This window comes from Tepidimonas sp. HKU77 (genome assembly GCF_049728535.1).
GTDB lineage: Bacteria > Pseudomonadota > Gammaproteobacteria > Burkholderiales > Burkholderiaceae_C > Tepidimonas.
The window spans coordinates 43,984-67,507 of sequence record NZ_CP187300.1 but is presented as its reverse complement, the minus strand read 5'-3'; the positions used below and the strand labels follow the sequence as shown (position 1 = coordinate 67,507).

General features: G+C 68.2%; 21 protein-coding genes. 18 read left to right on the top strand and 3 right to left on the bottom strand.

Annotated elements, in window-relative coordinates; translation table 11 throughout:
* Positions 1 to 5: 5 nt before the first annotated feature.
* Together ACPP3B_RS00280 and ACPP3B_RS00275 are read left to right on the top strand one after the other, a co-directional pair.
* The gene (locus ACPP3B_RS00280; protein ID WP_314227157.1) at positions 6 to 812 is read left to right on the top strand and encodes an HDOD domain-containing protein; all 807 of its coding nucleotides are present in this window, start codon (positions 6 to 8) and stop codon (positions 810 to 812) included.
* Complete coding sequence (locus ACPP3B_RS00275) at positions 812 to 1,909, top strand: phospholipase (protein WP_424859386.1); 1,098 nt, start codon at positions 812 to 814, stop codon at positions 1,907 to 1,909. Before ACPP3B_RS00280 ends, ACPP3B_RS00275 begins: the two co-directional genes overlap by 1 nt.
* 10 nt (positions 1,910 to 1,919) lie before the next feature.
* On the opposite strand, the gene ACPP3B_RS00270 is transcribed toward ACPP3B_RS00275, so the two are convergent.
* Positions 1,920 to 3,059, bottom strand: a complete 1,140-nt coding sequence (locus tag ACPP3B_RS00270; protein WP_299023083.1) for an iron-containing alcohol dehydrogenase — start codon at positions 3,057 to 3,059, stop codon at positions 1,920 to 1,922.
* A 129-nt stretch (positions 3,060 to 3,188) separates the two neighbouring features.
* On the opposite strand from ACPP3B_RS00270, the gene ACPP3B_RS00265 reads away from it, so the two are divergent.
* The 3 genes from ACPP3B_RS00265 to ACPP3B_RS00255 all read left to right on the top strand — a co-directional run bounded on the left by ACPP3B_RS00265 (position 3,189) and on the right by ACPP3B_RS00255 (position 7,293).
* A complete protein-coding gene (locus ACPP3B_RS00265; RefSeq protein ID WP_424859385.1) occupies positions 3,189 to 4,172 on the top strand; it encodes an alpha/beta hydrolase in 984 nt (327 codons plus the stop codon).
* Positions 4,173 to 4,260: 88 nt separating this feature from the next.
* Positions 4,261 to 6,642 (top strand): YgiQ family radical SAM protein, encoded by a 2,382-nt coding sequence (locus ACPP3B_RS00260; RefSeq protein WP_424859384.1) that lies wholly within the window; start codon positions 4,261 to 4,263, stop codon positions 6,640 to 6,642.
* Positions 6,643 to 6,681: 39 nt separating this feature from the next.
* Entirely contained in the window at positions 6,682 to 7,293 is a 612-nt protein-coding gene (locus ACPP3B_RS00255) for a thermonuclease family protein (RefSeq protein WP_424859383.1), read from the top strand.
* Between the two features lie 24 nt (positions 7,294 to 7,317).
* Here ACPP3B_RS00255 and ACPP3B_RS00250 read toward each other — a convergent pair whose 3' ends face one another.
* The gene (locus tag ACPP3B_RS00250) at positions 7,318 to 8,973 is read right to left on the bottom strand and encodes an acyl-CoA synthetase (RefSeq protein WP_424859382.1); all 1,656 of its coding nucleotides are present in this window, start codon (positions 8,971 to 8,973) and stop codon (positions 7,318 to 7,320) included.
* 31 nt (positions 8,974 to 9,004) lie between these two features.
* Positions 9,005 to 10,591, bottom strand: coding sequence for an NAD(P)H-hydrate dehydratase (locus ACPP3B_RS00245; protein WP_424859381.1), 1,587 nt, complete (start codon positions 10,589 to 10,591; stop codon positions 9,005 to 9,007).
* A 244-nt stretch (positions 10,592 to 10,835) separates the two neighbouring features.
* On the opposite strand from ACPP3B_RS00245, the gene rpsB reads away from it, so the two are divergent.
* The 13 genes from rpsB (at position 10,836) to lpxA (ending at position 23,464) form a co-directional block, all read left to right on the top strand.
* Positions 10,836 to 11,579, top strand: a complete 744-nt coding sequence (gene rpsB, locus ACPP3B_RS00240) for a 30S ribosomal protein S2 (protein WP_424859380.1) — start codon at positions 10,836 to 10,838, stop codon at positions 11,577 to 11,579.
* A 109-nt stretch (positions 11,580 to 11,688) separates the two neighbouring features.
* The gene (gene tsf / locus ACPP3B_RS00235; RefSeq protein ID WP_299023073.1) at positions 11,689 to 12,585 is read left to right on the top strand and encodes a translation elongation factor Ts; all 897 of its coding nucleotides are present in this window, start codon (positions 11,689 to 11,691) and stop codon (positions 12,583 to 12,585) included.
* Positions 12,586 to 12,705: 120 nt separating this feature from the next.
* Complete coding sequence (gene pyrH / locus ACPP3B_RS00230) at positions 12,706 to 13,416, top strand: UMP kinase (protein WP_299023072.1); 711 nt, start codon at positions 12,706 to 12,708, stop codon at positions 13,414 to 13,416.
* A 19-nt stretch (positions 13,417 to 13,435) separates the two neighbouring features.
* The gene (gene frr / locus ACPP3B_RS00225) at positions 13,436 to 13,999 is read left to right on the top strand and encodes a ribosome recycling factor (RefSeq protein ID WP_314226652.1); all 564 of its coding nucleotides are present in this window, start codon (positions 13,436 to 13,438) and stop codon (positions 13,997 to 13,999) included.
* A 15-nt stretch (positions 14,000 to 14,014) separates the two neighbouring features.
* Positions 14,015 to 14,782 (top strand): polyprenyl diphosphate synthase, encoded by a 768-nt coding sequence (gene uppS / locus ACPP3B_RS00220; protein WP_424859379.1) that lies wholly within the window; start codon positions 14,015 to 14,017, stop codon positions 14,780 to 14,782.
* 22 nt (positions 14,783 to 14,804) lie between these two features.
* Entirely contained in the window at positions 14,805 to 15,647 is an 843-nt protein-coding gene (locus tag ACPP3B_RS00215) for a phosphatidate cytidylyltransferase (RefSeq protein ID WP_299023068.1), read from the top strand.
* A 54-nt stretch (positions 15,648 to 15,701) separates the two neighbouring features.
* Positions 15,702 to 16,913 (top strand): 1-deoxy-D-xylulose-5-phosphate reductoisomerase, encoded by a 1,212-nt coding sequence (gene dxr, locus ACPP3B_RS00210; RefSeq protein ID WP_424859378.1) that lies wholly within the window; start codon positions 15,702 to 15,704, stop codon positions 16,911 to 16,913.
* Positions 16,914 to 16,941: 28 nt separating this feature from the next.
* A complete protein-coding gene (gene rseP, locus ACPP3B_RS00205; RefSeq protein ID WP_424859377.1) occupies positions 16,942 to 18,303 on the top strand; it encodes an RIP metalloprotease RseP in 1,362 nt (453 codons plus the stop codon).
* A 21-nt stretch (positions 18,304 to 18,324) separates the two neighbouring features.
* Complete coding sequence (gene bamA / locus ACPP3B_RS00200) at positions 18,325 to 20,637, top strand: outer membrane protein assembly factor BamA (RefSeq protein WP_424859376.1); 2,313 nt, start codon at positions 18,325 to 18,327, stop codon at positions 20,635 to 20,637.
* Entirely contained in the window at positions 20,637 to 21,158 is a 522-nt protein-coding gene (locus tag ACPP3B_RS00195; RefSeq protein WP_424859375.1) for an OmpH family outer membrane protein, read from the top strand. The genes bamA and ACPP3B_RS00195 overlap by 1 nt, the downstream gene beginning before the upstream one ends.
* Positions 21,155 to 22,222, top strand: a complete 1,068-nt coding sequence (lpxD, locus tag ACPP3B_RS00190; RefSeq protein ID WP_299023061.1) for a UDP-3-O-(3-hydroxymyristoyl)glucosamine N-acyltransferase — start codon at positions 21,155 to 21,157, stop codon at positions 22,220 to 22,222. Before ACPP3B_RS00195 ends, lpxD begins: the two co-directional genes overlap by 4 nt.
* Positions 22,223 to 22,224: 2 nt before the next feature.
* Positions 22,225 to 22,662, top strand: a complete 438-nt coding sequence (gene fabZ, locus ACPP3B_RS00185; protein WP_299023087.1) for a 3-hydroxyacyl-ACP dehydratase FabZ — start codon at positions 22,225 to 22,227, stop codon at positions 22,660 to 22,662.
* Positions 22,663 to 22,669: 7 nt separating this feature from the next.
* On the top strand, positions 22,670 to 23,464 hold the full coding sequence (lpxA, locus tag ACPP3B_RS00180) for an acyl-ACP--UDP-N-acetylglucosamine O-acyltransferase (protein ID WP_299023060.1): 795 nt from the start codon (positions 22,670 to 22,672) through the stop codon (positions 23,462 to 23,464).
* The last annotated feature ends 60 nt before the right edge of the window (positions 23,465 to 23,524 follow it).

Genomic DNA, 23,524 nt, shown 5'->3' with positions numbered 1-23,524 from the left:
GCCGCATGCGTTTGCAAGACTTGCTGCAAACCCCGGAGGCGTTGCCCGTCGTGCCCGAGGTGGCGGCGCGCTTGATCGCCACGTTTGGTCAGGACGAGGTGGATCTGGCCGCCATCACCGCCGATATCGAGCGGGATCCGGCGTTGGCTGCGCGGTTGCTGCGCCAAGCCAATTCGGCCTTCTTGCGCTTGCTGCGCCCGGTGCACAGCGTGCGCGATGCGGTGATGGTGCTGGGGCTCAACCGGGTGCGCGCGCTGGTGCTGGCTGCCGCCGTGCAAAGCCGCTTCCCGGCGCCGCCGGGCATCGATCTGGAGCGCTTCTGGTCGTACAGCGTGGTGGCGGCGTCGGTGGCACGCCTCGTGTGTGCGCCGCGTCGGCTCGATGATGCCGTCGCCTTCACCGCCGCGTTGCTGCACGCCGTGGGAGAGCTGGTGATGCATCAAGCCATGCCTCAGGTGATGCGGGAGCTGCCGCACGACCGACCCTGGTACGCGCTGGACCGTGCCGGGGCCGAATATCAAGCCCTCGGGTATTGTTATGCCGAGGTCGGGGCTGCCCTGTGCCAGCACTGGCGCTTGCCGCGGGTGTTGGTGCAAGCGGTCGAGCAGCACGTCGATCCGCTGCACCGCGATGTGGCCGACCCGTTGGCGGCCGTCGTGCACATGGCCGCCTGGCGGGCGCGGGTGTGGGCGCTGGGCAACCAACGCGACGTGCTGATCCATACCTACCCGGATGCGGTCGGAGAGTTGCTGGCGCTCGACCCCGACGTGCTGGTCGACCCCGGTATCGTGGAGACGGAGGGCCTGGTCTGATGCGTGCGTTGCGCATCCACGCCGGCCCGACCGCGTTGGCCCACCTGCAGCGTGAGGGCTTGCAGCCGAGCGCGGTGGGCATCATCCCGGGGGCCGCAGGCGGGCCGAAAGGGCTCATCCTGGGGCCGCTGGACCGGTTTCTGTTTGGCCAATGGTTGCCGCGCGGCGGGCACTCCGTCGACCTGGTGGGCGCTTCCATCGGTGCTTGGCGCATGGCCACGGCGTGCCTGCCCGACCCCGTGGCGGCGTTCGAGCGACTGGAGCGAGACTACATCGCGCAGGCGTACGAGGTGGAGCCGGGGCGGCGCCGCCCGCTGCCCGAGCACGTCAGTGAGGCCTTTGCGCGCAATTTGCGTGACTTTTTCGGCCCGCATCTGCCCGGACTGCTGCAGCACCCGCGCTATCGTCTGCACATCGTGACCACGCGCGGGCGGCACGTGTTACGACGAGAGGGCCCATGGCGCACGGCGGCCGGTTACGCGGCTGCCTTCGTGGCCAACGTGGCACACCGCCGTGCGATGGGGGCTTGGCTGGAGCGGGTGGTGTTCTCCGCGCCATCGGCGGCGTCGCCGGGGGTGGGTGGGCTGCCGGCGCTGCCGTTCGACTCGTCGGACTACCGGACCCGGCAGGTGCCGCTCGACGGCGGCAACTTCATGCCCGCGCTGCAGGCGAGCTGTTCCATCCCCTTCGTGCTGCGGGCTGTGCACGACATCCCCGGCGCGCCGCCGGGGGCGTACTGGGACGGCGGCATCACCGACTACCACCTGCACCTGCGCTGGCGGCCCGAGCGCGGCTTGGTGCTCTACCCGCATTTTCAGCGTCAGGTCATCCCGGGTTGGCTGGACAAGGGATTGCGCTGGCGCCACCGGCCCACGTCGGCGCTCGATCGCACCATCGTGCTGGCGCCCGACCCGGCGTGGGTGCGGTCGTTGCCCAACGGCAAGCTGCCCGACCGCACGGACTTCGAGCGCTACGGCCACCACCTGTCCGAGCGCATGCGGGTGTGGCAGACGGCCGTGCGCGAGGCGCAGCGCCTGGTCGACGAATTTGCTGCCTGGCTCGAGCAACCCGACCCCAGCCGGGTCGAGCCGCTGTGAGCGGCGCGCGTTACATCGACGCCTCCAACATTGCGCGGTAGTCCTCGCGTGAGGCGGTGCGCGGGTTGGTGCGGTGGCAGTGGTCGGCAAGCGCCCCGTCGATGATGCGCTCGAATTGGTCGCGTCGTACACCCAGCTCGGTCAACCCGCGGGGCAGGCCCAAGCGGGCATTGAGCGCACGGATGGCCGGGCCGATGTCTTCCGGGGCGGCCAGGCCCATGGCTTGGGCCATGCGTTCCAAGCGGCGTTCGCGGCGCACGCTCTCGGCGTCGGCATTGAAGGCGATGACCGCGGGCAAAAAGATCGCGTTGAGCGTGCCATGGTGCAGGGTGGGATCGAGCCCGCCCAGGCTGTGGCTGAGGGAGTGCACGCAGCCCAGCCCTTTTTGGAACGCCATAGCCCCCTGCATGCTGGCGCACAGCATGTGCAGCCGGGCGTCGAGGTCACGCCCGTTGTGCGTGGCTGGCTCGATGTGGGCCCAGCCACGCGTCAGACCGTCGAGCGCGATGCCGTCCGCCGGAGGGTTGAAGGCCGGGGCCAGGAAGGTCTCGATGCAGTGGGCGATCGCGTCCATGCCGGTGGCCGCGGTCAGGCGCGGGGGCAAGCCGACGGTCAGCTCGGGGTCCAGGATGGCGGCCTTGGGCAGCAGGTGCCAGCTGTGAAAACCCAGTTTGCGGCCATCGTCGACGATCAGGATGGCGCCGCGCGCGACTTCGCTGCCCGTGCCGGCGGTGGTGGGGATAGCGATCAACGGCGGTACGCGATCGGTGATCAGGGGTGAGCCGCCTTCGATGGTGGCGTAGGTCTTGAGCGGGCCGTCATGCGTGGCGGCGATGGCCACGCCTTTGGCACAGTCGATGGCGCTGCCGCCACCGAGCGCGATCAGCCCGTCGCAGCGGTGGTCGCGGAAGCGCTGCACGGCGGCGCGCACCGCCGCTTCCGTCGGGTTGGGCGGGGTGCCATCGAAGACCGCGCAGGGCAGGGCGTCGCCCAGCACGGTCAGCGCACGCGCCAGTAGGCCCGCGTCGCGCACCCCCGCGTCGGTGACGATGAGCGGGCGCCGCATGCCGACGCGGGCGCATTCGGCAGGCAGCAGGCGCAACGCTCCCGCTTCGACCTGGATGGTGGTGAGGTAGCGAATCTCGGCCATGGAGTCTCCTTGCCTTTTGTTTGGGGGTGGTGTTCGTATTGTGCGGTGGCCGACGGTAACGCCACTGCGGGTGGGCCGGCAAGTGCGTGCGTGACAACGCGGGTGGGCATTGGGGTGACAATCGTGCCCATGTCGAATGGGGACCCACACCACCTGTTGACCCCCGCCATGCGCGGCGTGCTGGCGCGCATGGCGCGCGCCCGCCGCCCGCCGCTGCACACCCTGACGGTGGCGCAAGCGCGCGCGTTTTACGAGGCGGGCGCCGAGGTGTTGGAGCTGCCGCCGCCACCCATGGCCCGTGAGCAGTGCTTGTCGGTGCCCGCGCGCGATGGCGCCGTGTTGAGCGCTGAGCTCGTCGCGCCGCCCGCGACCGGGCAGGCGCCGTTGCCGGTGTTGTTGTATTTTCACGGGGGCGGCTTCGTGGTGGGCAGCGTGCGTACCCATGCGGCCCTGTGCCGACGTTTGGCGGCGCTCGCGGGCTGCGCGGTGCTGTCGCTCGACTATCGGTTGGCGCCCGAGCACCGCTTTCCCACCGCGGTGCACGATGCGGTCGATGCGCTGGCCTGGCTGCGCGGGGCTGCGGCTGACCTGCGGTTGGACCCTGGCCGTATCGCCGTGGGGGGCGACAGCGCGGGAGGCACCCTGGCGGCGGTGGTCGCCCTCCATGCGCGCGATGCCGGCTGGCCGCTGGCGCTGCAGCTCTTGTTCTATCCGGGTTGCAGCGCGTGGCAAGACACCCGCTCGCACCGCCGCTTTGGGCATGGCTTCGTGCTCGAGGCCGAGACGATCCAGTGGTTTTTTCGCCACTATGTCGATGACGCGCAGCGCGAAGATTGGCGCTTTGCGCCGTTGCTGGCGCCGGACTTCGATGGCGTGGCGCCGGCGTGGATCGGTCTGGCCGAGTGCGATCCGCTGGTGGACGAGGGCGTCGAGCTGGCCGATCGGCTGCGCATGGCAGCGGTGCCGTTCGAGCTGGAAATCTACCGCGGCGTCACGCACGAATTCATCAAAATGGGGCGGGCCGTGCCCGAGGCCCAGCAGGCCCTTGCCGATGCGGCGCGCGCGCTGCGCGGTGCGTGGGGTATCGTAGGGGAATCGCGCGAGTCTCCCTGATGCAAAAAGGGCGGATGCGGCAAGCGTGCGCCTGCAGCGCTGCGCGCGCGTAAACTGAAAAGCTTTTTTCCATGGACGCCTGCGCCCGATGAACGCTCCGCTCGACGTCTCTTTCTTTCCGCGCGATGCCAAGCCGCTGACCAGCTTCAAGCCATACTGGGCCAAGCGCTTCGGCACGGCGCCGTTCCTGCCCATGAGCCGCGCCGAGATGGAGGCGCTGGGTTGGGATTCGTGCGACGTGATTCTGGTCACGGGTGACGCCTACGTCGACCACCCGAGCTTTGGCATGGCGGTGATCGGTCGCGTGCTCGAGGCGCAGGGCTTTCGCGTCGGCATCATTGCCCAGCCTGATTGGCACAGCGCCGAGCCGTTCAAAGCCCTGGGCCGGCCCAACCTGTTCTGGGGCGTGACGGCGGGCAACATGGACTCCATGATCAACCGCTACACAGCGGATCGCAAGATTCGCTCCGACGATGCCTACACCCCTGGCGGCGTGGCGGGCAAGCGGCCGGATCGTGCCTGCATCGTGTATGCCCAGCGCTGTCGCGAGGCGTACAAGGACGTCCCGATCATCCTGGGCGGCATCGAGGCCAGCCTGCGCCGCATCGCTCACTACGACTATTGGAGCGAGACCGTGCGCCGCTCCATCCTGCTCGACGCCAAGGCCGATCTGCTGCTCTATGGCAATGCCGAGCGCGCGCTGGTCGAGGTGGCGCACCGTCTGGCGCGCCGTGAGCCGATCGAATCCATCACCGACGTGCGGGGCACTGCCTTCGTGCGCCGCGGCACACCCGAGGGGTGGTTCGAGATCGACTCGACCGAGGTGGACCGCCCCGGCCGGGTGGAGGCGCACGTGAACCCCTACCTGATGGTCTCGGAGCAGGCCCAGGCGCAGGGACAGACCTGTGCGCGCGAGGCCGAGGCGCAGGCCCAGGCCGAGGCAGCCAACACGGCGTCCGCGGCACGGTCGCCCGTGGCGCCTGTGCGCTTCATGCCCAATCCGGCGCTGGCCCGCCGAGGAGGGCTGCCGCGCGAGCGCACCGTCATCCGCCTGCCCAGCTACGAGCAGGTCAAGGCCGACCCGGTGCTGTACGCGCACGCCAACCGCGTGCTGCACCTGGAGACCAACCCCGGCAACGCGCGTGCGTTGGTGCAGGCGCATGGCAGCGGCCCTTCGGCACGGGACGTGTGGATCAACCCGCCGCCCATTCCCCTGACCACGGCCGAGATGGATTGGGTGTTCGGCCTGCCGTATGCGCGCAGCCCACACCCGGCGTATGCCGATGCGAACGGCCGCCACGATGGGCCGACCAAGATCCCCGCTTGGGAGATGATCCGCTTCAGCGTCAACATCATGCGGGGCTGTTTTGGCGGTTGCACCTTCTGTTCCATCACCGAGCACGAGGGGCGCATCATTCAGAGCCGCTCCGAGGCGTCCATCCTGCGCGAAATCGAGGAAATTCGCGACAAAGTGCCAGGGTTTACCGGTGTCATCTCGGACCTGGGTGGCCCCACGGCCAATATGTACCGCCTGGGGTGTCGCAGCCCGGCCATCGAGGCCGCCTGCCGCAAGCCCAGTTGCGTCTACCCGGACATTTGCGCCAACCTGCACACGGACCATGGACCACTGGTGCAGCTGTACCGCCGTGCGCGCACGCTGCCGGGCGTCAAAAAGATTCTGATCGGATCGGGCCTGCGCTACGATTTGGCGGTGCGCAGCCCTGAATACGTGCGCGAGCTGGTGCAGCACCACGTTGGGGGGTATCTGAAGATCGCGCCCGAACACACCGAGCCCGGGCCGCTGTCCAAAATGATGAAGCCGGGCATCGGCACTTACGACCGCTTCAAGCAGATGTTCGACCGCTACTCGCGCGAGGCAGGCAAGGAGCAGTACCTCATCCCGTACTTCATCGCCGCCCACCCGGGCACCACGGACGAGGACATGATGAACCTGGCGCTGTGGCTCAAGCGCAACGGCTTTCGCGCCGACCAGGTGCAAACCTTCTATCCAAGCCCCATGGCCACGGCCACCGCGATGTATCACACGGGGCTCAACCCGCTCAAGGGCATCCACCGCGACGAGCGCACCGAGAAGGTGGATGTGGTGCGCGGCGAGCGGCGCCGGCGCTTGCACAAGGCGTTTTTGCGCTACCACGACCCCAACAACTGGCCGCTGTTGCGCGAGGCGCTCAAGGCCATGGGCCGTGCCGATTTGATCGGCAACGGCAAACACCACCTGGTGCCTGCGTACCAGCCCGTCACCGATGGCGGCTACCGCGCGCCGCGAGGCGCCAATTCCACGCCACCGGCGGCCAAGGCGCGCGCGCCCGGGCAAGCCACGGCGGCCGAGGCGCCACCGCCCCGCGGGCGGCTGTTGACCCAACACACCGGGCTGCCGCCGCGCGCCACCGGGGCCGAGGAGCCGACGCGCCGCGCGCCGCGCACCCCGCAGGCGCGGCGCAAGCGCTAACAGCCAGCCGCCCCATCGCCATTGAAGGGGATTCCGACAGTGCGCTTCGTGGCTCGGCTCGGCAGTCGCTGGCTGATTCTGTCGGTATGGCTGGGGGTGCTGCTGGGTTGCAGTGGCGCACCGCCAGCAGCCGACGGCGCGGGCGCGCTCGCGGTTACCGTCATCGCCGTGCACGACGGCGACACCTTGCGCGTGCGCGATGGCACGGGGCGCGAGCGGACTGTGCGGTTGGCGGTCATCGACGCGCCAGAAATCGCGCAGCCGTTTGGCGAGCAGGCGCGCGACGCGGTTCGCGCGCTGGCGCAAGGGCGGCTCGTGCGGCTGGAGCCGCGCGGACACGACCGCTACGGCCGCCTGTTGGCCGTGGTGTGGGTGCCGGATGGACCGTTGGCGCCGACCGATCTGTCGCTGTGGCTGCTGGAGCAAGGGCTGGCGTGGCACTACCGGGCACATGCCGATGAACAGCCACTGCCCGAACGGTGGCAGTATGCGCTGGCCGAAGCGCAGGCACGGTGGGGCCGTCGTGGCCTTTGGCAGCATGCGGATGCCGTGCCACCGTGGCAGTGGCGGCGCCAGCGGCGCATCCCTTCGGCCCATGCCGATGGCGCGCATCCGGGGCACGGCTTGGCTCCGGATGTGAGCAGCCCGTGACGTCACCGCAGGACCACCACGAGGTCAGACGTCGATGGCTTGGACGGAGCCAACGCGCTTGCGCAGTTCGAACTTCTGGATCTTGCCAGTGCTGGTCTTGGGGAGCTCGCCAAACACCACCGCACGCGGGACTTTGAAGGCGGCCAGGTGGGCCCGGCAGTGGGCGATCAATTCCTCGGCCGTGACTTGCGCGCCGTCTCGCAACTCGACGAACGCACACGGTGTCTCGCCCCAGCGGGGGTCGGGCTTGGCGACCACTGCCGCGGCCTGCACCGCCGGATGGCGGTAGAGGACGTCCTCCACCTCGATCGAAGAGATGTTCTCGCCGCCGGAGATGATGATGTCCTTGCTGCGGTCCTTGATCTTGATGTAGCCGTCCGGGTATTGCACCGCCAGGTCACCCGTGTGAAACCAGCCGCCGGCGAATGCCTCGGCCGTCGCCTGTGGGTTTTTCAGATAACCCTTCATGACGATGTTGCCGCGGAACATGATCTCACCGATCGTCTCGCCATCCCACGGCACCGGCTGCATCGTGCCGGGGTCGAGCACCCGCGCGTCCTGCTGGAGGTGATAGCGCACGCCCTGGCGGGCGTTGAGCCGCGCGCGCTGCGCCAGTGGCTGATCGGCCCAATCGGGTTGCGGCGCGCAGACGGTGGCAGGGCCATAGACCTCGGTCAGGCCATAGACGTGGGTCAGCTCGATGCCCATGCGCTCCATCGCCTCCAGCAGCGCCGCTGGCGGGGCCGATGCCGCGACCATGCCCCGGATGCCCCGTGGCAGTCCGGCCTTCATGGGTTCGGGCGCGTTGGCCAGCATGGCGTGCACGATCGGCGCGCCACAGTAGTGGGTGACGCCGTGTGTGCGCATCAGCTCGAACACTGCGGCCGCCTCTACCCGCCGCAGGCACACGTTGACACCTGCGCGCGCGGCCAGCGTCCACGGAAAGCACCATCCGTTGCAATGGAACATCGGCAACGTCCACAGATAGACGGGGTGCTTGGGCATGTCCCACTCCAGTATGTTGGACAGCGCATTGAGCGCCGCCCCCCGGTGGTGGTACAGCACCCCCTTGGGGTTGCCTGTGGTGCCGCTGGTGTAGTTCAGCGCGATCGGATCCCATTCGTCCTCGGGTGGCACCCAGGGGGCGGTCGGGTCGCCGCTGGCAAGGAAATCCTCGTAGTCGATGGCGTCGAGCGCTGCCGTCGGCGGTCCGAACGACGCGTCGCGGGTCAGCACGACGAGCGGCGGTTCGCGGCGCTGCCGCAGGCGCAGCGCCTCGGCGGCCAGCGCGGCAAACTCCGGGTCCACCAGTAACGCTCGCGCCTCGCCGTGGTCGAGCATGAAGGCCACCGCCGCGGCGTCGAGGCGGGTATTGATGGCATTGAGTACCGCGCCCGCCATCGGCACGCCAAAGTGAGCCTCCACCATTGGGGGGGTATTGGGCAACAGCGTCGCGACCGTATCCCGCCGTCCAATACCGCTGCGTTGCAGCGCACTGGACAGCCGCCGGCAGCGTCGTTCGGTCTCCTGCCACGTCTGCCGCAGCGCCGATTCCCTCAACCCGTAGACGATTGCCGGGCGTTGAGGGTACACCTGCGCGGTGCGCTCCAGAAACGACAGCGGCGTCAGCGGCACATGATTGGCCGCACAGCGGGGCAGGTCGCGATCATCGATGGGCATCGAGACGACTCCTAGAACAGCGCGCAGGGAATCAGGCGACGAGATCGGTCGCCGTCGGGGGCCACCGTGAGGCCCAGTATCGCACGAGGTCGCCGTGGGCTGCAACGGCTTGTGCCACGGCGCTGGCCAGCACGTCGGGCGGTGCGGCGTGGACGTTGGCCAGCCGGGCGCCGATCAGGCCGGCCAGCACGTCCCCGGTGCCGGCGGTGGCCAACAGCCCGTCACCGCTGGGATTGATGATCGGGGTGACCCCGGGTGCGGCGATCACGGTGCCGCTGCCTTTGAGTACCACCACCGAGCCGAGCCGCTGCGCGAGTGTGGCGGCAGCGCGCACGCGGTCGGATTGCACGTCGGCGCTGTCGGTCCCGAGCAGGCGCGCCGCCTCCAGCGGGTGCGGGGTGAGCACAGTACACCAGCCAGCGGCTCGGCGCCGGGCCCAGACCGGGTCGGGCGCGGCGTCGGCCGCCGCCGCAGCACCCAGCGCATTGAGCGCGTCCGCGTCCAGCACCAGCCGGGGGGCGCGCGCCAGCAGCGGGGGCAGCGCATCGGCCATGGCACGGCCGCCACCACAGCCCGCCACCACCACGGCCTGCTCGACGAGCGGCGACTGTAGCGCCGCTTGTGCCGTGCGCAGCATCAGCGCGGGTTGCCCCGGGTCGACAGCCGGCACGGTGTCGGCGTCGCCGAGCAAGCCCACATAGACGCGGCCCGCGCCCGCGCGCAAGGCAGCGCGACCGGCCAGCAGCGCGGCACCGGTCATGCCGATGCCGTCGCCGGTCGTCGGTAGCTGACCGCCGATGATCAGCACATCACCGCGTTGCCCCTTGTGGCTGGCGTGGTCGGCCCGCAAAGTGGGAACCTGCGGCCAGGCGTCGTCCCACGCCAGCCAGGCATCCGGCGCCTCGGTGGCGGTGACACCCAGGTCGTCGAACCAGAGGGCTGATCCCACACAGGCGCGCCCCACACCGGTGAACAAGCCCGGCTTGAGGGTCAGCAAGGCCAACGTCACGCGCGGGCCGCACGCATGCGGCGGGGCGTCGGCCCACCAGCGCCCGCTGTCAGCATCCAGCCCGCTGGGCAGGTCCACGCACAGTGTGGGCGCGGGGCAGGCTTGCAGCCAGCGCAGCGCGACCAGCGCGACACCCGTGACCGGGCGCGACAGACCCAGGCCGAACACTGCGTCGATGACCAGATCCGCCCCCTCGTCCAGACCCGATAAATCGTGGACCGCGGTCACACCTGCCTCCAGCGCCGTCGCGCGCGCCCAGCGGGCATCGTCGGGTAGCCGGGTCGGGTCGCTCAACAGGCTGACGACCCGCACCTGCGCACCCGGCACCCGTGCCAGATGGCGCTGCAGCAGCGCGGCGGCAAACCAGCCATCGCCGCCGTTGTTGCCGCCGCCGGCCAGCACCGTGACGCGGCGCGCGTGCGGTTGCCACGCGCGCGCCAGGCGCGCCACGGCCGTCCCGGCGCGCGCCATCAGCGTGTGGGCGGGCAGGGCAGCCGCTGCCCGGCGCTCGATGGTTCGCGAGGCCCTCACCCCGTAGAGCGGCCAGCGGCGGTGCAAGGGCGTGGTGAGTGTATCGGCGGGCGGTGGCAGCAGTCGTTGCAGGGGCATGGAGCCAGTATAGGCCGCGGGCCCGGGCGCCGCACGCGTGCATCGCAGTTCGATGCGACGCGCTATAGTTCGATGCGACGCGCTATAATCGACAGGTTTTGCGACTCGTTGGCCGAGGTGCGCGTTGGCAGTCGCAAAGCAATCGCGAGCCGGCCCATCCCAGGTGTCGCGTCGGTCGAGCCTTGTCGCTTGCCGCGTGATCCGGGCCGTCTTCAGACCCAACCTTCGGAATAGAAAGACCACCATGTCGATTTCCATGCGCGAAATGCTGGAAGCCGGTGTCCACTTCGGGCACCAGACGCGCTTCTGGAACCCCAAGATGGCCCCTTACATCTTCGGCCATCGCAACAAGATCCACATCATCAATCTCGAAAAGACGGTGCCGCTGTTCGAGGAGGCGCGCAAGTTCGTGCGCCAGCTCACCGCCAACGGCGGCACGGTGCTGATGGTGGGCACCAAGCGCCAGTCGCGCGAGATCGTGGCCACCGAGGCGCGACGCGCCGGTATGCCGTATGTCGATCAGCGCTGGCTGGGCGGCATGCTGACCAACTTCAAGACCGTCAAGACGTCCATCAAGCGCCTCAAGGATATGCAGGCGCAAAAAGAAGCCGGTCTGGAGGGGATGTCCAAGAAAGAGCAGCTGCTGTTCAATCGCGAGCTGGCCAAGCTGGAAAAGGACATCGGCGGCATTCAGGACATGACCGCGCTGCCGGATGCGATTTTCGTGATCGACGTGGGTTACCACAAGATCGCCGTGGCCGAGGCCAAGAAGCTGGGCATCCCCGTCATTGGCGTGGTCGACACCAACCATTCGCCCGAAGGTATCGACTACGTCATCCCGGGTAACGACGACTCGGCCAAGGCGGTGGCCATCTACGCGCGCGGCATCGCCGACGCCGTGCTGGAAGGCCGCAGTGCTGCTGTCGAGCAGGTCGTGCAGGCCGCGCGTGCGGGCGGCGACGAGTTCGTCGAGGTCGAGGAGGCCTGACGCCCCGCGTCACCGGCGACGAAGGGGCTGCGTGCCCCTTTTTTGTCACCGTCTGGACATACCCCTGATCCACACTCGGGTGGCGCACGCCGCCCCAAGGAGCAACACAATGGCAGCTATCACCGCTAGCATGGTCGCGGAACTTCGCGCCAAGACCGACGCCCCCATGATGGAGTGCAAGAAGGCCCTTACCGAGGCCGACGGCAACATGGAAAAGGCGGAGGAAATCCTGCGCGTCAAGCTGGGCAACAAGGCCGGTAAGGCGGCCAGCCGCGTCACCGCCGAAGGGGTCGTGGCGTCGCACATCGATGGCAACACCGGCGCGCTCATCGAAGTCAACTGCGAGACCGATTTCGTCTCCAAGAACGAACTGTTCGGCAGCTTTTGCCAGGCGCTGGCCAAGCTGGTCGCCGAGCGCGACCCGGCCGATGTGGCGGCGCTGTCGGCGTTGCCGCTGTCGATGGAGGGTTTTGGCCCCACCGTGGAAGACGTGCGCAAGGGGCTGATCGGCAAGATCGGTGAAAACATGACGATCCGCCGCTTCAAGCGTTACGCGGGCGGCGGCCAGCTGGCGGCCTATCTGCATGGCGTGCGCATCGGTGTCATGGTCGAGTACGAGGGCGACGCGACGGCAGCCAAGGACGTGGCCATGCACATCGCGGCCATGAAGCCGGTGGCCACGTCGTCGGCCGAGGTGCCGGCCGAGCTGGTCGCCAAGGAGCGCTCGATCGCCGAGCAAAAGGCGGCCGAATCCGGCAAGCCCGCCGAGATCATCGCCAAGATGGTGGATGGTGCGGTGCAGAAATTCCTCAAGGAAGTCTCGCTGCTGGACCAGGTGTTCGTCAAGGCCGCGGACGGCAAGCAGACTGTCGGCCAGTACCTCAAGGGTGCCAATACCACGGTCAAGGGCTTCACCCTCTACGTGGTGGGCGAAGGCATCGAGAAGAAGCAAGACGACTTCGCCGCCGAAGTGGCGGCGCAGGTGGCGGCCGCGCAAAAAGCCTGACGCACGCGTTTGTTCTGCCGACGGCCGGCTCCTGTTCAGGGGCCGGCCGTTTTTACAGGGCGATCGTTGCCCACCGTCCAACCCCCCGTACAATCCCCTGCCAGATTGCGAGACCCCGCCATGCCCGCTTTGCAGCGCATTCTTCTCAAGCTCTCCGGTGAAGCCCTGATGGGCGACGAGGCCTTCGGCATCCACCGCGGCACCATCGAGCGCATCGTCGCCGAGGTGGCCGAGGTCAACCGCCTGGGGGTGCAGGTCGCCATCGTCATCGGTGGGGGTAACCTGTTTCGCGGGGTGGCGGGCGGTGCCGTCGGCATGGATCGCGCCACCGCCGACTACATGGGCATGCTGGCCACCGTCATGAATGCGCTGGCCATCGGTGACGCGCTGGAGCGCGGCGGTACCAAGGCGCGCGTGATGTCGGCTATCGCGATCGATCAGGTCGTCGAGCCCTACGTGCGCCCGAAGGCGCTGCAGTATCTGGAAGAGGGCAAGGTGGTCGTATTCGCGGCGGGCACGGGCAATCCGTTTTTCACCACGGATACCGCGGCCGCGCTGCGGGGCGCCGAGATCGGCGCCCAGATCGTGCTCAAGGCGACCAAGGTCGATGGCGTCTATACGGCCGATCCCAAGAAAGATCCCACGGCGACCCGATATCCGCGCATCAGTTTCGACGAAGCCATGGTGCGCCAACTGCAGGTGATGGACGCGACCGCGTTTGCGCTGTGCCGTGACCAGAACCTGCCGGTGCGGGTGTTCTCGATCTTCAAGCCCGGCGCGCTCAAGCGCGTCGTCATGGGCGAGGACGAGGGGACCCTGGTGCACGTCTGAGACCACGAGAGGCCATTCGATGAGCAGCATTCCCGAGATCAAAAAAACCGCCGAGCAAAAGATGCAGCAGTCGCTGGAGGCGCTGCGGGCCAATCTGGCCAAGGTGCGCACGGGCCGCGCCAACCCGGCGCTGCTGGATACGGTGCAGGTGGAGTATTACGGCAGCATGGTGCCGTTGAGCCAGGTCGCCAACCTGACGTTGCTCGACGCGCGTACGATCGGGGTGTCGCCCTGGGAAAAGGGCATGGGCGCCAAGATCGAGAAAGCCATCCGCGAGTCGGACCTGGGGCTCAACCCGGCGTCGCACGGCGACCTCATTCGCGTGCCCATCCCGCCCATGACCGAGGAGCGCCGCAAGGAGTTGACCAAGGTCGTCAAGGCCGAGGGCGAACACGCCAAGGTGGCGATCCGCAACCTGCGCCGCGACGCCAACGAACACGTCAAGCGCCTGGTCAAGGACAAGCTCGCGTCCGAGGACGAGGAGCGACGCGCGCAGGACGAGATCCAAAAACTGACCGATCGCATGATCGCCGAAGTGGACAAGATGGTCGCGTCGAAAGAGGCGGACATCATGGCCATTTGAGTGGCGGGCACGCGCATGTCCGATTCCCAGGCCAAGCCATCCGGGCAGGGCGTCGGTGTCACCGTCAGCCAGGTGCCCGGGCACGTGGCCATCGTGATGGATGGCAACGGTCGCTGGGCGCGCCAGCGGTTGCTGCCTCGGGTCGCCGGGCACCGCGCCGGCATGGAGACGCTGCGCCGCGTCGTGGGCTGGTGCATCCAGCGCGGCGTGAAGGTGTTGACGGTTTTTGCCTTTTCGTCCGAGAACTGGAGCCGCCCGGCGGACGAGGTCAGCGGCATTTTGCGCCTGATGGTGCAGGCGCTGATGGAGGAAGTGCCGCGCCTGCACGACGCAGGCGTGCGGCTGCACGTGCCGGGTGAGCGCAGCGGGCTGCCGCAGGCGCTGGCCGACGGCATCGCCGACGCCGAGCGGCGCACGGCGGGTAACGATCGCTTGGTGCTCAATGTCTGCTTCAACTACGGTGGACGCTGGGACATCGTGCAAGCCGCGCGTGCCGTGGCCGCCCGAGGCGAGCCGATCACGGAAGCGTCGCTGGCGTCGGCCCTGGCGTTATCCCACGTGCCCGACCCGGACTTGGTGATCCGCACCGGTGGCGAGCAGCGCATCAGCAATTTTTTGCTGTGGCAGATCGCCTACAGCGAGCTGGTGTTTTCCGATCGGTTGTGGCCGGCGTTCGACGAAGCCGCGTTCGACCGCGCCCTGGCCGATTACGCGCAGCGACAGCGCCGCTTCGGGCGCACGCCCGAGCAGGTGCAGCAAGCGGCGGCTGCGGCGACGGTGTGAGTGGCGATTGCCCGGATCGACCATGCTGCTGCCACGTGTCATCACCGCGGTCGTGTTGCTGCTGGTGCTGCTGCCAGCGATGTTCTACCCGGCGCCGCTGCCGTTTGCCCTCGTCACGGGTGTGCTGATGGCCGCCGCCGTCTGGGAGTGGTCGCGCTTGCATGGACTCGGGACGCTGGCATCGGTGGGTAGCGCGCTGCTCGTCGGCTTCGTGCTTGGCGTCGCCTGGTGGCACACGGGAGGGCATGCCGGGTCGGCGCCGTGGTGGTGGGCGGTGAGTGCCGCCTGGGGCCTGGTGTTGGCGGTCTCGCTGCGGCAGGGGGTGGATGCCTGGGGCCGTTGGCCGCGTTGGCCGCGCTTGGGTTTCGGATGGCTGACGCTGGCGGCCGCGTGGTGGGCACTGGTCAGTCTGCACACGCACGGCGTCGGCATGCTGCTGAGCGCGTTGCTGCTGGTGTGGGTGGCAGACATCGCGGCGTATTTCGGCGGCAAGGCCTTCGGTCGGCGCAAACTGGCGCCGCGCATCAGCCCGGGCAAGAGTTGGGAAGGTGCCGCCAGCGGGGCGTTGGCGGTTCTGGTGCTGGCGCTGGGGTGGACGGCCGTGGCGGCCGTCTGGCCACCGGCGGGGGCGGCGCTGTATCCCTGGCTGGCGGCGCAGGGTGTTGGGTTGGCGTTGCCCGCCCTGCTGGTGCTGACGGCGGCCAGCATCGCGGGCGATTTGTTCGAGTCGCTGGTCAAGCGCAGCGCGGGCGTGAAGGACTCCAGCGGTTTGTTGCCCGGTCACGGCGGGGTGCTCGATCGCGTCGATGCCCTGTTGCCGGTGTTGCCCTTGGTGATGGCGCTGTTGATGTCGCGCCCCGCCTGAAGCCGACCGTTCGCGCGGCGGCGCTGCGTTGGAGATTTTCCTGTCTTTTCTGTCATGACCCCCCATCCGCTCCATGATCGCACACCGCAGCGGCAGCGCCTGGCCGTCCTTGGCGCCACCGGCTCCATCGGCAGCCACACGCTCGACGTGGTGGCGCGCCATCCGCAACGCTTCGAGGTCGTGGCCTTGAGCGCCGGGCGGCAAGTCGATGCGCTGCTTGAACTGTGCGAGCGTTTTCGGCCGCGCTGGGCGGTCATTGGTGCGGCTGGATGGGCCGCGTTGGCGTCCGGGCTGCGCGCTCGCGGGCTGTCCACCGAGCCCCTGGTAGGGCCGCAGGGGCTGGAGGCGATTGCCGCCCACCCGGAAGTGGATACCGTGATGGCCGCGATCGTCGGCGCCGCCGGTCTGGCGCCGTGCCTGGCGGCTGCGCGCGCGGGCAAGCGGTTGCTGCTGGCCAACAAAGAAGCGCTGGTCGTCGGTGGCGAGCTGTTCGTCGACGCGGTGCGCAGCGGCGGTGCCCGCCTGCTGCCGATCGACAGCGAGCACTCGGCGATTTTTCAGGCGTTGCCGGAGGATCCGTCGCACTGGCCGCAGCGGGTCGAGAAGATCGTGCTGACCGCCTCCGGTGGCCCGTTTCGGCAGCGCGATCCGGCAACGCTGGCGACGGTGACGCCCGAGGAAGCCTGTGCACACCCGAACTGGGTCATGGGGCGCAAGATTTCGGTCGACTCGGCCACCATGATGAACAAGGCCCTGGAGGTGATCGAGGCCCGGTACCTGTTTGGTTTTGCGCCCGAGCAGATCGAGGTCGTCATCCACCCCCAGAGCGTGGTGCACTCGATGGTGCAATTTCGCGACCGCTCCGTCGTCGCCCAGTTGGGCACGCCCGACATGCGCGTGCCGATCGCGTATGGGCTGAGCTGGCCCGAGCGCATCGAATCGGGGGCGGAGGCGCTGGACTTCGCCACGCTGGGCGCGCTGACCTTCGAGCCGGCCGACCGGCAGCGCTTTCCGGGTTTGTATCTGGCTTGGGAGGCCTTGTGCGCCCCCGCGGGCACCACGGCCGTCCTCAACGCTGCCAACGAGGTGGCGGTCGATGCCTTTTTGCAGGGTCGGCTGCGCTTCGACCGCATCTACCACGTCAACCGCGGAACGCTGGAGGCGTTTGTGCCCTCCAAGCCCGAGTCGTTGGCGGATTTGCTGGCCATCGACCGTGAGGCGCGCGCACACGCAGCGGCGCGCGTGCAGGCGCTGGCGGCGGGCTGATGGTTTCTGCGGCACAACGGACATTGACATGTTGACCCTTCTGTCGTTTCTGGTGGCGATTGCCATCCTGATCGCGGTGCACGAGTGGGGGCACTACCGCATGGCGGTGGCCTGTGGCGTGCCGGTGTTGCGGTTTTCGATCGGGTTTGGCCGACCGCTGCTGACATGGCGCAACCGCCACGGCACGGAATTCGTGCTGGCCGCGCTGCCCTTGGGCGGCTATGTGCGCATGCTCGACGGGCGTGAAGGCCCGGTGCCCGCCGCGCAGCGGCATCTGGCGTTCGACGCGCAGCCGTTGGCGCGCCGGGCGGCGATCGTGGCCGCCGGGCCAGCCGCCAACCTGCTGCTGGCCGTCGTGCTCTATGCGTTCGTCGCGTGGTGGGGCGTGCCACAAGCGCAACCGGTGCTGGGCAGCCCGACGGCGGCGTCGTTGGCCGAGCAGGCCGGCATTCGGGGCGGCGAATGGGTGACGGCCGCGGCGCTGCCGGGCGCGGAGCCCGAGCCCGTGCGGTCGTTCGAGGATGTGCGCTGGGTCTTGACCCGGGCGGCGCTCGACGGCAGCGACGTGCGCCTGTGGCTGGCCGAGGCGCCGGATGCCCCTGGCCGTGAGGTGTGGTTGCCGCTGTCGACGCTGCAGGCGCGGGAGGTCGATGCGCGTCTGTTCGAGCGCATCGGCATCGTCGCGCCCTGGTCTGCCGCCGAGGTGGGAGAGGTCATGCCCGACGGCGCCGCCGCTGCGGCCGGGCTGCGCCCGGGTGATCGCGTGCTGGCCGTCGATGGTGAGCCGATCGCCGATGCGCAGCAGCTGCGTGCGCGCATTCGCGCGGCGGTCGATGCCAGCGGTAACGCGCGCCCACAGCGCTGGCGCATCGAGCGTGCGGGCGAGGTGATCGACGTCGTCGTCACGCCGCAAGCGCAGCGTCAGGGCGATGCCTGGGTCGGACGGGTGGGGGCCATGATTGGCGCCGCGCCAGCGATGACGACGGTCTCGCATGGCCCGCTGCAAGCGCTGGGCGAGGGGCTGCGCCGAACGGCGGAGGTTTCGGTGTTGTCGCTGCAAATGATGGGCAAGATGTTGACCGGGCAGGCGTCGTTGAGCAACCTCAGCGGGCCGTTGACGATCGCCGACTACGCCGGGCGCTCGGCCAGCTTGGGGTGGATACCGTTTTTGTCGTTCTTGGCGTTGGTCAGCGTCAGCCTGGGCGTGCTCAATCTGTTGCCGCTGCCCGTCCTCGACGGGGGTCACCTGTTGTATTATCTTTGGGAAGCGGTGGCTGGCCGGCCGCTGTCCGACGTTTGGATGGACCGGCTGCAGCGGGGTGGTATGGCAGTGCTGATCGCCCTGATGTCGCTGGCCATCTTCAACGACCTTGCCCGATTGCTCGGTTGACCCCGAGCCGGATCGCATCGCATGAAACCCATCTCACAGCGCACTTGGCGCGTGCGCGCCGGCGTTTTGCTGGCGTCGCTGGCCACTGCCTTGCCGGCCTGGGCCGTCAATCCGTTCACCGTTCGCGACATTCGCGTCGAGGGGCTGCAGCGGGTCGAGCCCGGCACCGTCTTTGCCTCGTTGCCGTTTCGGGTCGGTGACACCTACTCGGACGAGCAAGGCGCTGCCGCGATCCGGGCTCTGTTCGGGCTTGGATTGTTCTCGGACGTGCGCCTGCAGGTCGACGGTGACGTGTTGGTCGTCATCGTCGAGGAGCGCCCGACGGTGGCCGACGTCAGTTTTACGGGCATCAAGGAGTTCGACAAGGACGTATTGCGCAAGGCCCTGCGCGACATCGGGCTGACCGAGGGGCGGCCCTTCGACCGGTCGTTGGCCGACCGCGCCGAGCAGGAACTCAAGCGCCAATACCTCAACCGCAGCATGTATGCGGTGCAGGTGACTACCACCGTCACGCCGATCGAGCGCAACCGCGTCAACCTCAATTTCAACGTGGTCGAGGGTGACGTTACCAAGATTCGCGAGATCCGCATCGTCGGCGCGCAGGCGTTTTCCGAGAAAACGCTGCTCGACCTGTTCGACCTGGACACGGGCGGGTGGCTGAGCTGGTACACCAAGAGTGACCGCTATTCGCGCGCCAAACTCAACGCGGACTTGGAGACGCTGCGCTCGTACTACCTGACGCGTGGCTATCTCGAGTTCAACATCGATTCGACCCAGGTCGCGCTGTCGCCGGACAAGTCGTCGCTTACCCTCACGATCAATATCACCGAGGGGCCGCGCTACCTGGTGTCGGCGGTGCGCATGGAGGGCGACTACCTGGGCAAGGAGGCGGAGTTCCAGTCGCTCATCCGCATCCAGCCCGGGCAGCCTTACAACGCCGAGCACGTCGAGCAGACCGTCAAGGCATTCACCGACTTCTTCGGCGCGTTTGGCTACGCCTTCGCCCGGGTCGAGGCGGTGCCCGAAATCGACCGCGAGAAAAACCGTGTCGCCATCGTGCTGCGCGCGCAGCCCTCGCGGCGGGCGTATGTGCGTCGCATCCAGATCGAAGGCAACAACCGCACGCGCGACGAAGTCATCCGGCGCGAGTTTCGCCAGCTCGAATCGGCGTGGTACGACAGCGACAAGATCCGCCTGTCACGCGACCGGGTGGACCGGCTCGGCTTCTTCACCGAGGTGCGCGTCGACACGCAGGAGGTGCCCGGCGCGCCGGACCAGGTGGATCTGGTCATGACCGTGGTGGAAAAGCCCACTGGCAACCTGACCGTGGGAGCGGGTTACTCGCAGTCGGAAAAGCTCTCGCTGCTGGCAGGCATCCAACAGGAAAACGTGTTCGGCACGGGCAACTACCTGGGGTTGAACGTCAACACCAGCAAGTTCAACCGCCAGTTGGTGCTCAGCACGACCAACCCTTACTTCACCGACGATGGCGTGTCGCGCACGCTCGATGTGTACTACCGCACCACGCGGCCGTTCGATGCCCAAGATGGCGACTACCGGCTCGTGACGCCGGGCGCATCGATCCGCTTTGGCGTGCCATTTACCGAAACGGATACGGTCTACTTCGGCATCGGCGTCGAGCAGACCAAGATCGAGCCCGGCAACCGCATGCCCGTGGCGTACAACGACTTCATCGCCCAGTTTGGCGACTCCCCGCTGTCGGTACCGGTCACGGTCGGCTGGGCCCGCGACGAGCGCGACAGCGCGTTGGTGCCATCGCGCGGGACGCTCAAGCGCCTCAACGGTGAGCTGGGTATCGCGGGCGATACCCGCTACGTCAAGGGCAGTGCCCAGTACCAGCAGTACCTGCCGCTGAACAAGAAATTTACGCTCGCCTTCAACGCCGAGGCCGGGTGGGCCAAGGGCCTGGGGGGCAAGCCGGTGCCATTGTTCAAGCATTTCTACGGCGGCGGTTTGGGGTCGGTGCGCGGGTTCGAATCGGGCACGCTCGGCGGCACCAGCGCCATCGTCGGCAGCGCCGACCGCGCCTACCTCGGTGGGACCAAAATGGTGCTACTCAACACCGAGCTGATCGCGCCGTTCCCCGGCGCTGGCAACGACCGCACGCTGCGTCTGTTTGGCTTTTTCGATATCGGCAACGTGTACGCGCCTGAACAGAAGTTCACGCTCTCCGACTTGCGCGCCTCGGCTGGTATCGGCGTGAGCTGGATCTCGCCCGTCGGCCCGCTTAGAATCGCCTTTGCCAAGCCGGTGCGTAAGCAGACCGGCGACAAGACGCAATCCATTCAATTCTCGATCGGTACCGCATTCTGATGAAACACACGACCCGGACTTGGGGCGCCCGCTGGGTGCTGATGGCGGCGCTGGCCGCGGCGAGTGCTGCCCCCGCGCTGGCCCAGGACATCAAGATTGGCTTCGTGAGCACCGAGCGCATCCTGCGCGATTCCAACGCGGCCAAGGCCGCGCAGACGCGGCTGGAACAAGAATTCTCCCGTCGCGAGCGCGAGATCGAGGCGCTGGGCAACCAACTGCGCCAGGCGAGCGAAAAGTTTGAGAAGGACGCCCCGACCCTGTCCGAGTCGCAACGCGCCGCGCGCCAGCGCCAGCTCGCCGAGCTCGACCGCGACTTCCAGCGTCGCCGCCGCGAGTTTCAGGAAGACCTGGCGCAGCGCCGCAACGAGGAGCTGCAGCAAGTCATCGAGCGCGCCAACCGCGTCATCAAGCAGATTGCCGAGGCCGAAAAATACGACCTCATCTTGCAAGAGGCCGTGTACATCGCGCCCAAGCACGATATCACGGACAAGGTCATCAATGGCCTGAACAGCGCCAAGTGAGCGCCACCCTGCGCACGCTGCACGCCGCCTTGGGCGGCGTTTTGCATGGCGAGGCCGATCGCGTGGTGCACCGCATCGCACCACTGGCCGAGGCCACCGAGGACGCGCTGGCGTTCGTCGCGCATCCGCGCTACCGGGGCGCGGTGGCGCACTCGCGCGCCGGGGTGATCCTGGCGCCGCCCGACCTGGTGGCCGACGTCATGGCGCGCCCCGATCCGCCCGAGTCTGGCTGGGCCTGTTGGGCAAGCCCCGACCCTTATCTGACGTTTGCTCACCTGACCCAGTGGTGGCGTCGGCACGTGCAGCCACGGCCAGAGTCGTCCGGGGTGCATCCGACGGCCTATCTCGCGCCGGATGCCGAGGTGCACCCCAGCGCCTCCGTGGGGCCGATGGCGGTGGTGGAAAGCGGTGCCGTGGTACGGGCCGAGGCCCACATCGGGGCACACGCCGTGGTGCAGGCGCGCGCGTCAGTGGGGGAGGGCACGCGCCTGGGGCCCGGGGTCGTGCTGGGCTACGACTGCCGCATCGGTGCGCGCGGCATCGTCCATGGGGGTACGGTCATCGGGGCCGACGGCTTCGGCTTCGCGCCCGCCCCGTTGCCGGATGGCAGCGGCAAGGCTTGGGTCAAAATCGAGCAGCTGGGCGCCGTGCGCATCGGCGACGACGTCGAGATCGGCGCCAACTGCTGCATCGACCGCGGCGCGCTTGGCGACACGGTGCTGGAAGATGGCGTCAAGCTCGACAACCTGATCCAGATCGGCCACAACGTGCGCGTGGGCCGCCACACCGCCATGGCCGGCTGTGTCGGCATCGCCGGCTCGGCGCGCATCGGTGCCCATTGCACCCTAGGGGGCGGGGCGATCGTGCTGGGGCACCTGGAGCTGGCCGACCATGTGCATATTTCTGCCGCGTCGGTGGTGATGCGCTCGATTTTGCAGCCGGGCCACTACAGCGGGGTCTTTCCGATCGACGACAATCGCGCCTGGGAAAAAAATGCCGCCACCCTGCGCCAGTTGCACGGGTTGCGTGAGCGGCTCAGAGCCCTGGAGCGACGCTTGACATGAGCATGGACATTCACCACATCCTCAAACGACTGCCACACCGCTACCCGATCCTGCTGGTGGACCGGGTGCTGGAGGTGCAAAAGGGCGTCTCGATCCGGGCGCTGAAAAACGTGACCATCAACGAGCCGGTGTTTACGGGGCACTTTCCGCATCGGCCCGTTTTCCCTGGCGTGCTCATGCTGGAGGCGTTGGCGCAGACCGCGGCGCTGCTGGCGTTCGAGACGCTGGGCGTGACGCCGGACGACAAAACGGTCTACTACTTTGCTGGCATCGATGGCGCGCGCTTCAAGCGGCCGGTGGAGCCGGGCGACCAACTCATCATGGACGTGACGCTGGAGCGCATGAAGGCCGGTATCTTCAAGTTCAAGGGAACGACCCGCGTGGGCGATGAGATCGCCTGCGAGGCCGAGCTCATGTGCACCATGCGCACCATCGCCTGAGGCGGCCATGGCCCGCATCCACCCCACTGCCCTGGTCGACCCCAAGGCCGAGCTGGACGACGATGTCGAGGTTGGCCCCTACACCCTCATTGGCCCGCAGGTGCGCGTCGGTGCCGGCACCCGCATCGGCGCCCACTGCGTGCTGGAGGGGCGCACGACGCTGGGGCGCGACAACCGCATTTACCCCTTCGTCAGCTTGGGGCTGCCCAGCCAGGACAAAAAATATGCGGGCGAGCCGTGCGAACTCGTGATCGGCGACCGCAATACCATCCGCGAATACAGCACCTACCACATCGGCACGGTGCAAGGCGGCGGCGTGACCCGGCTGGGCAACGACAACTGGATGATGGCCTACACGCACTTGGCGCACGACTGCGTGGTGGGCAACCACACCATTTTTGCCAACAACGCCCAACTGGCTGGCCATGTGCAGGTGGGCGACTGGGCCATTTTGGGTGGTTTTACGGTTGTGCACCAATTCGTGCGCATCGGGGCCCACGCCATGACCGCGATGTGCGCCCTGCTGTTTGCCGATGTGCCCCCGTTCGTGATGGCACAGGGCCAGCCCGCGCAGGCGCGATCGATGAACTACGAAGGATTGCGCCGCCGCGGCTTTGGCCCGCAGCGCATCGCCGCCGTCAAGGCCATGCACAAGGCGCTCTACCGCGAGGGGCTGACGTTGGAGCAGGCGGTGGCGCGCATCGAGGCCTTGGTGGATACCCACCCCGAGGCCGTGGCCGACGTGGCGCTGATGCACGACTTTTTGGCGGGCGTGGATCCGCAGCGAGGGATCGTGCGTTGACGGCGGCCAGCGGTACCGATGGGGCCACGCCGAGCAGCGGTGGTGAGGCTGCCGAGCTGG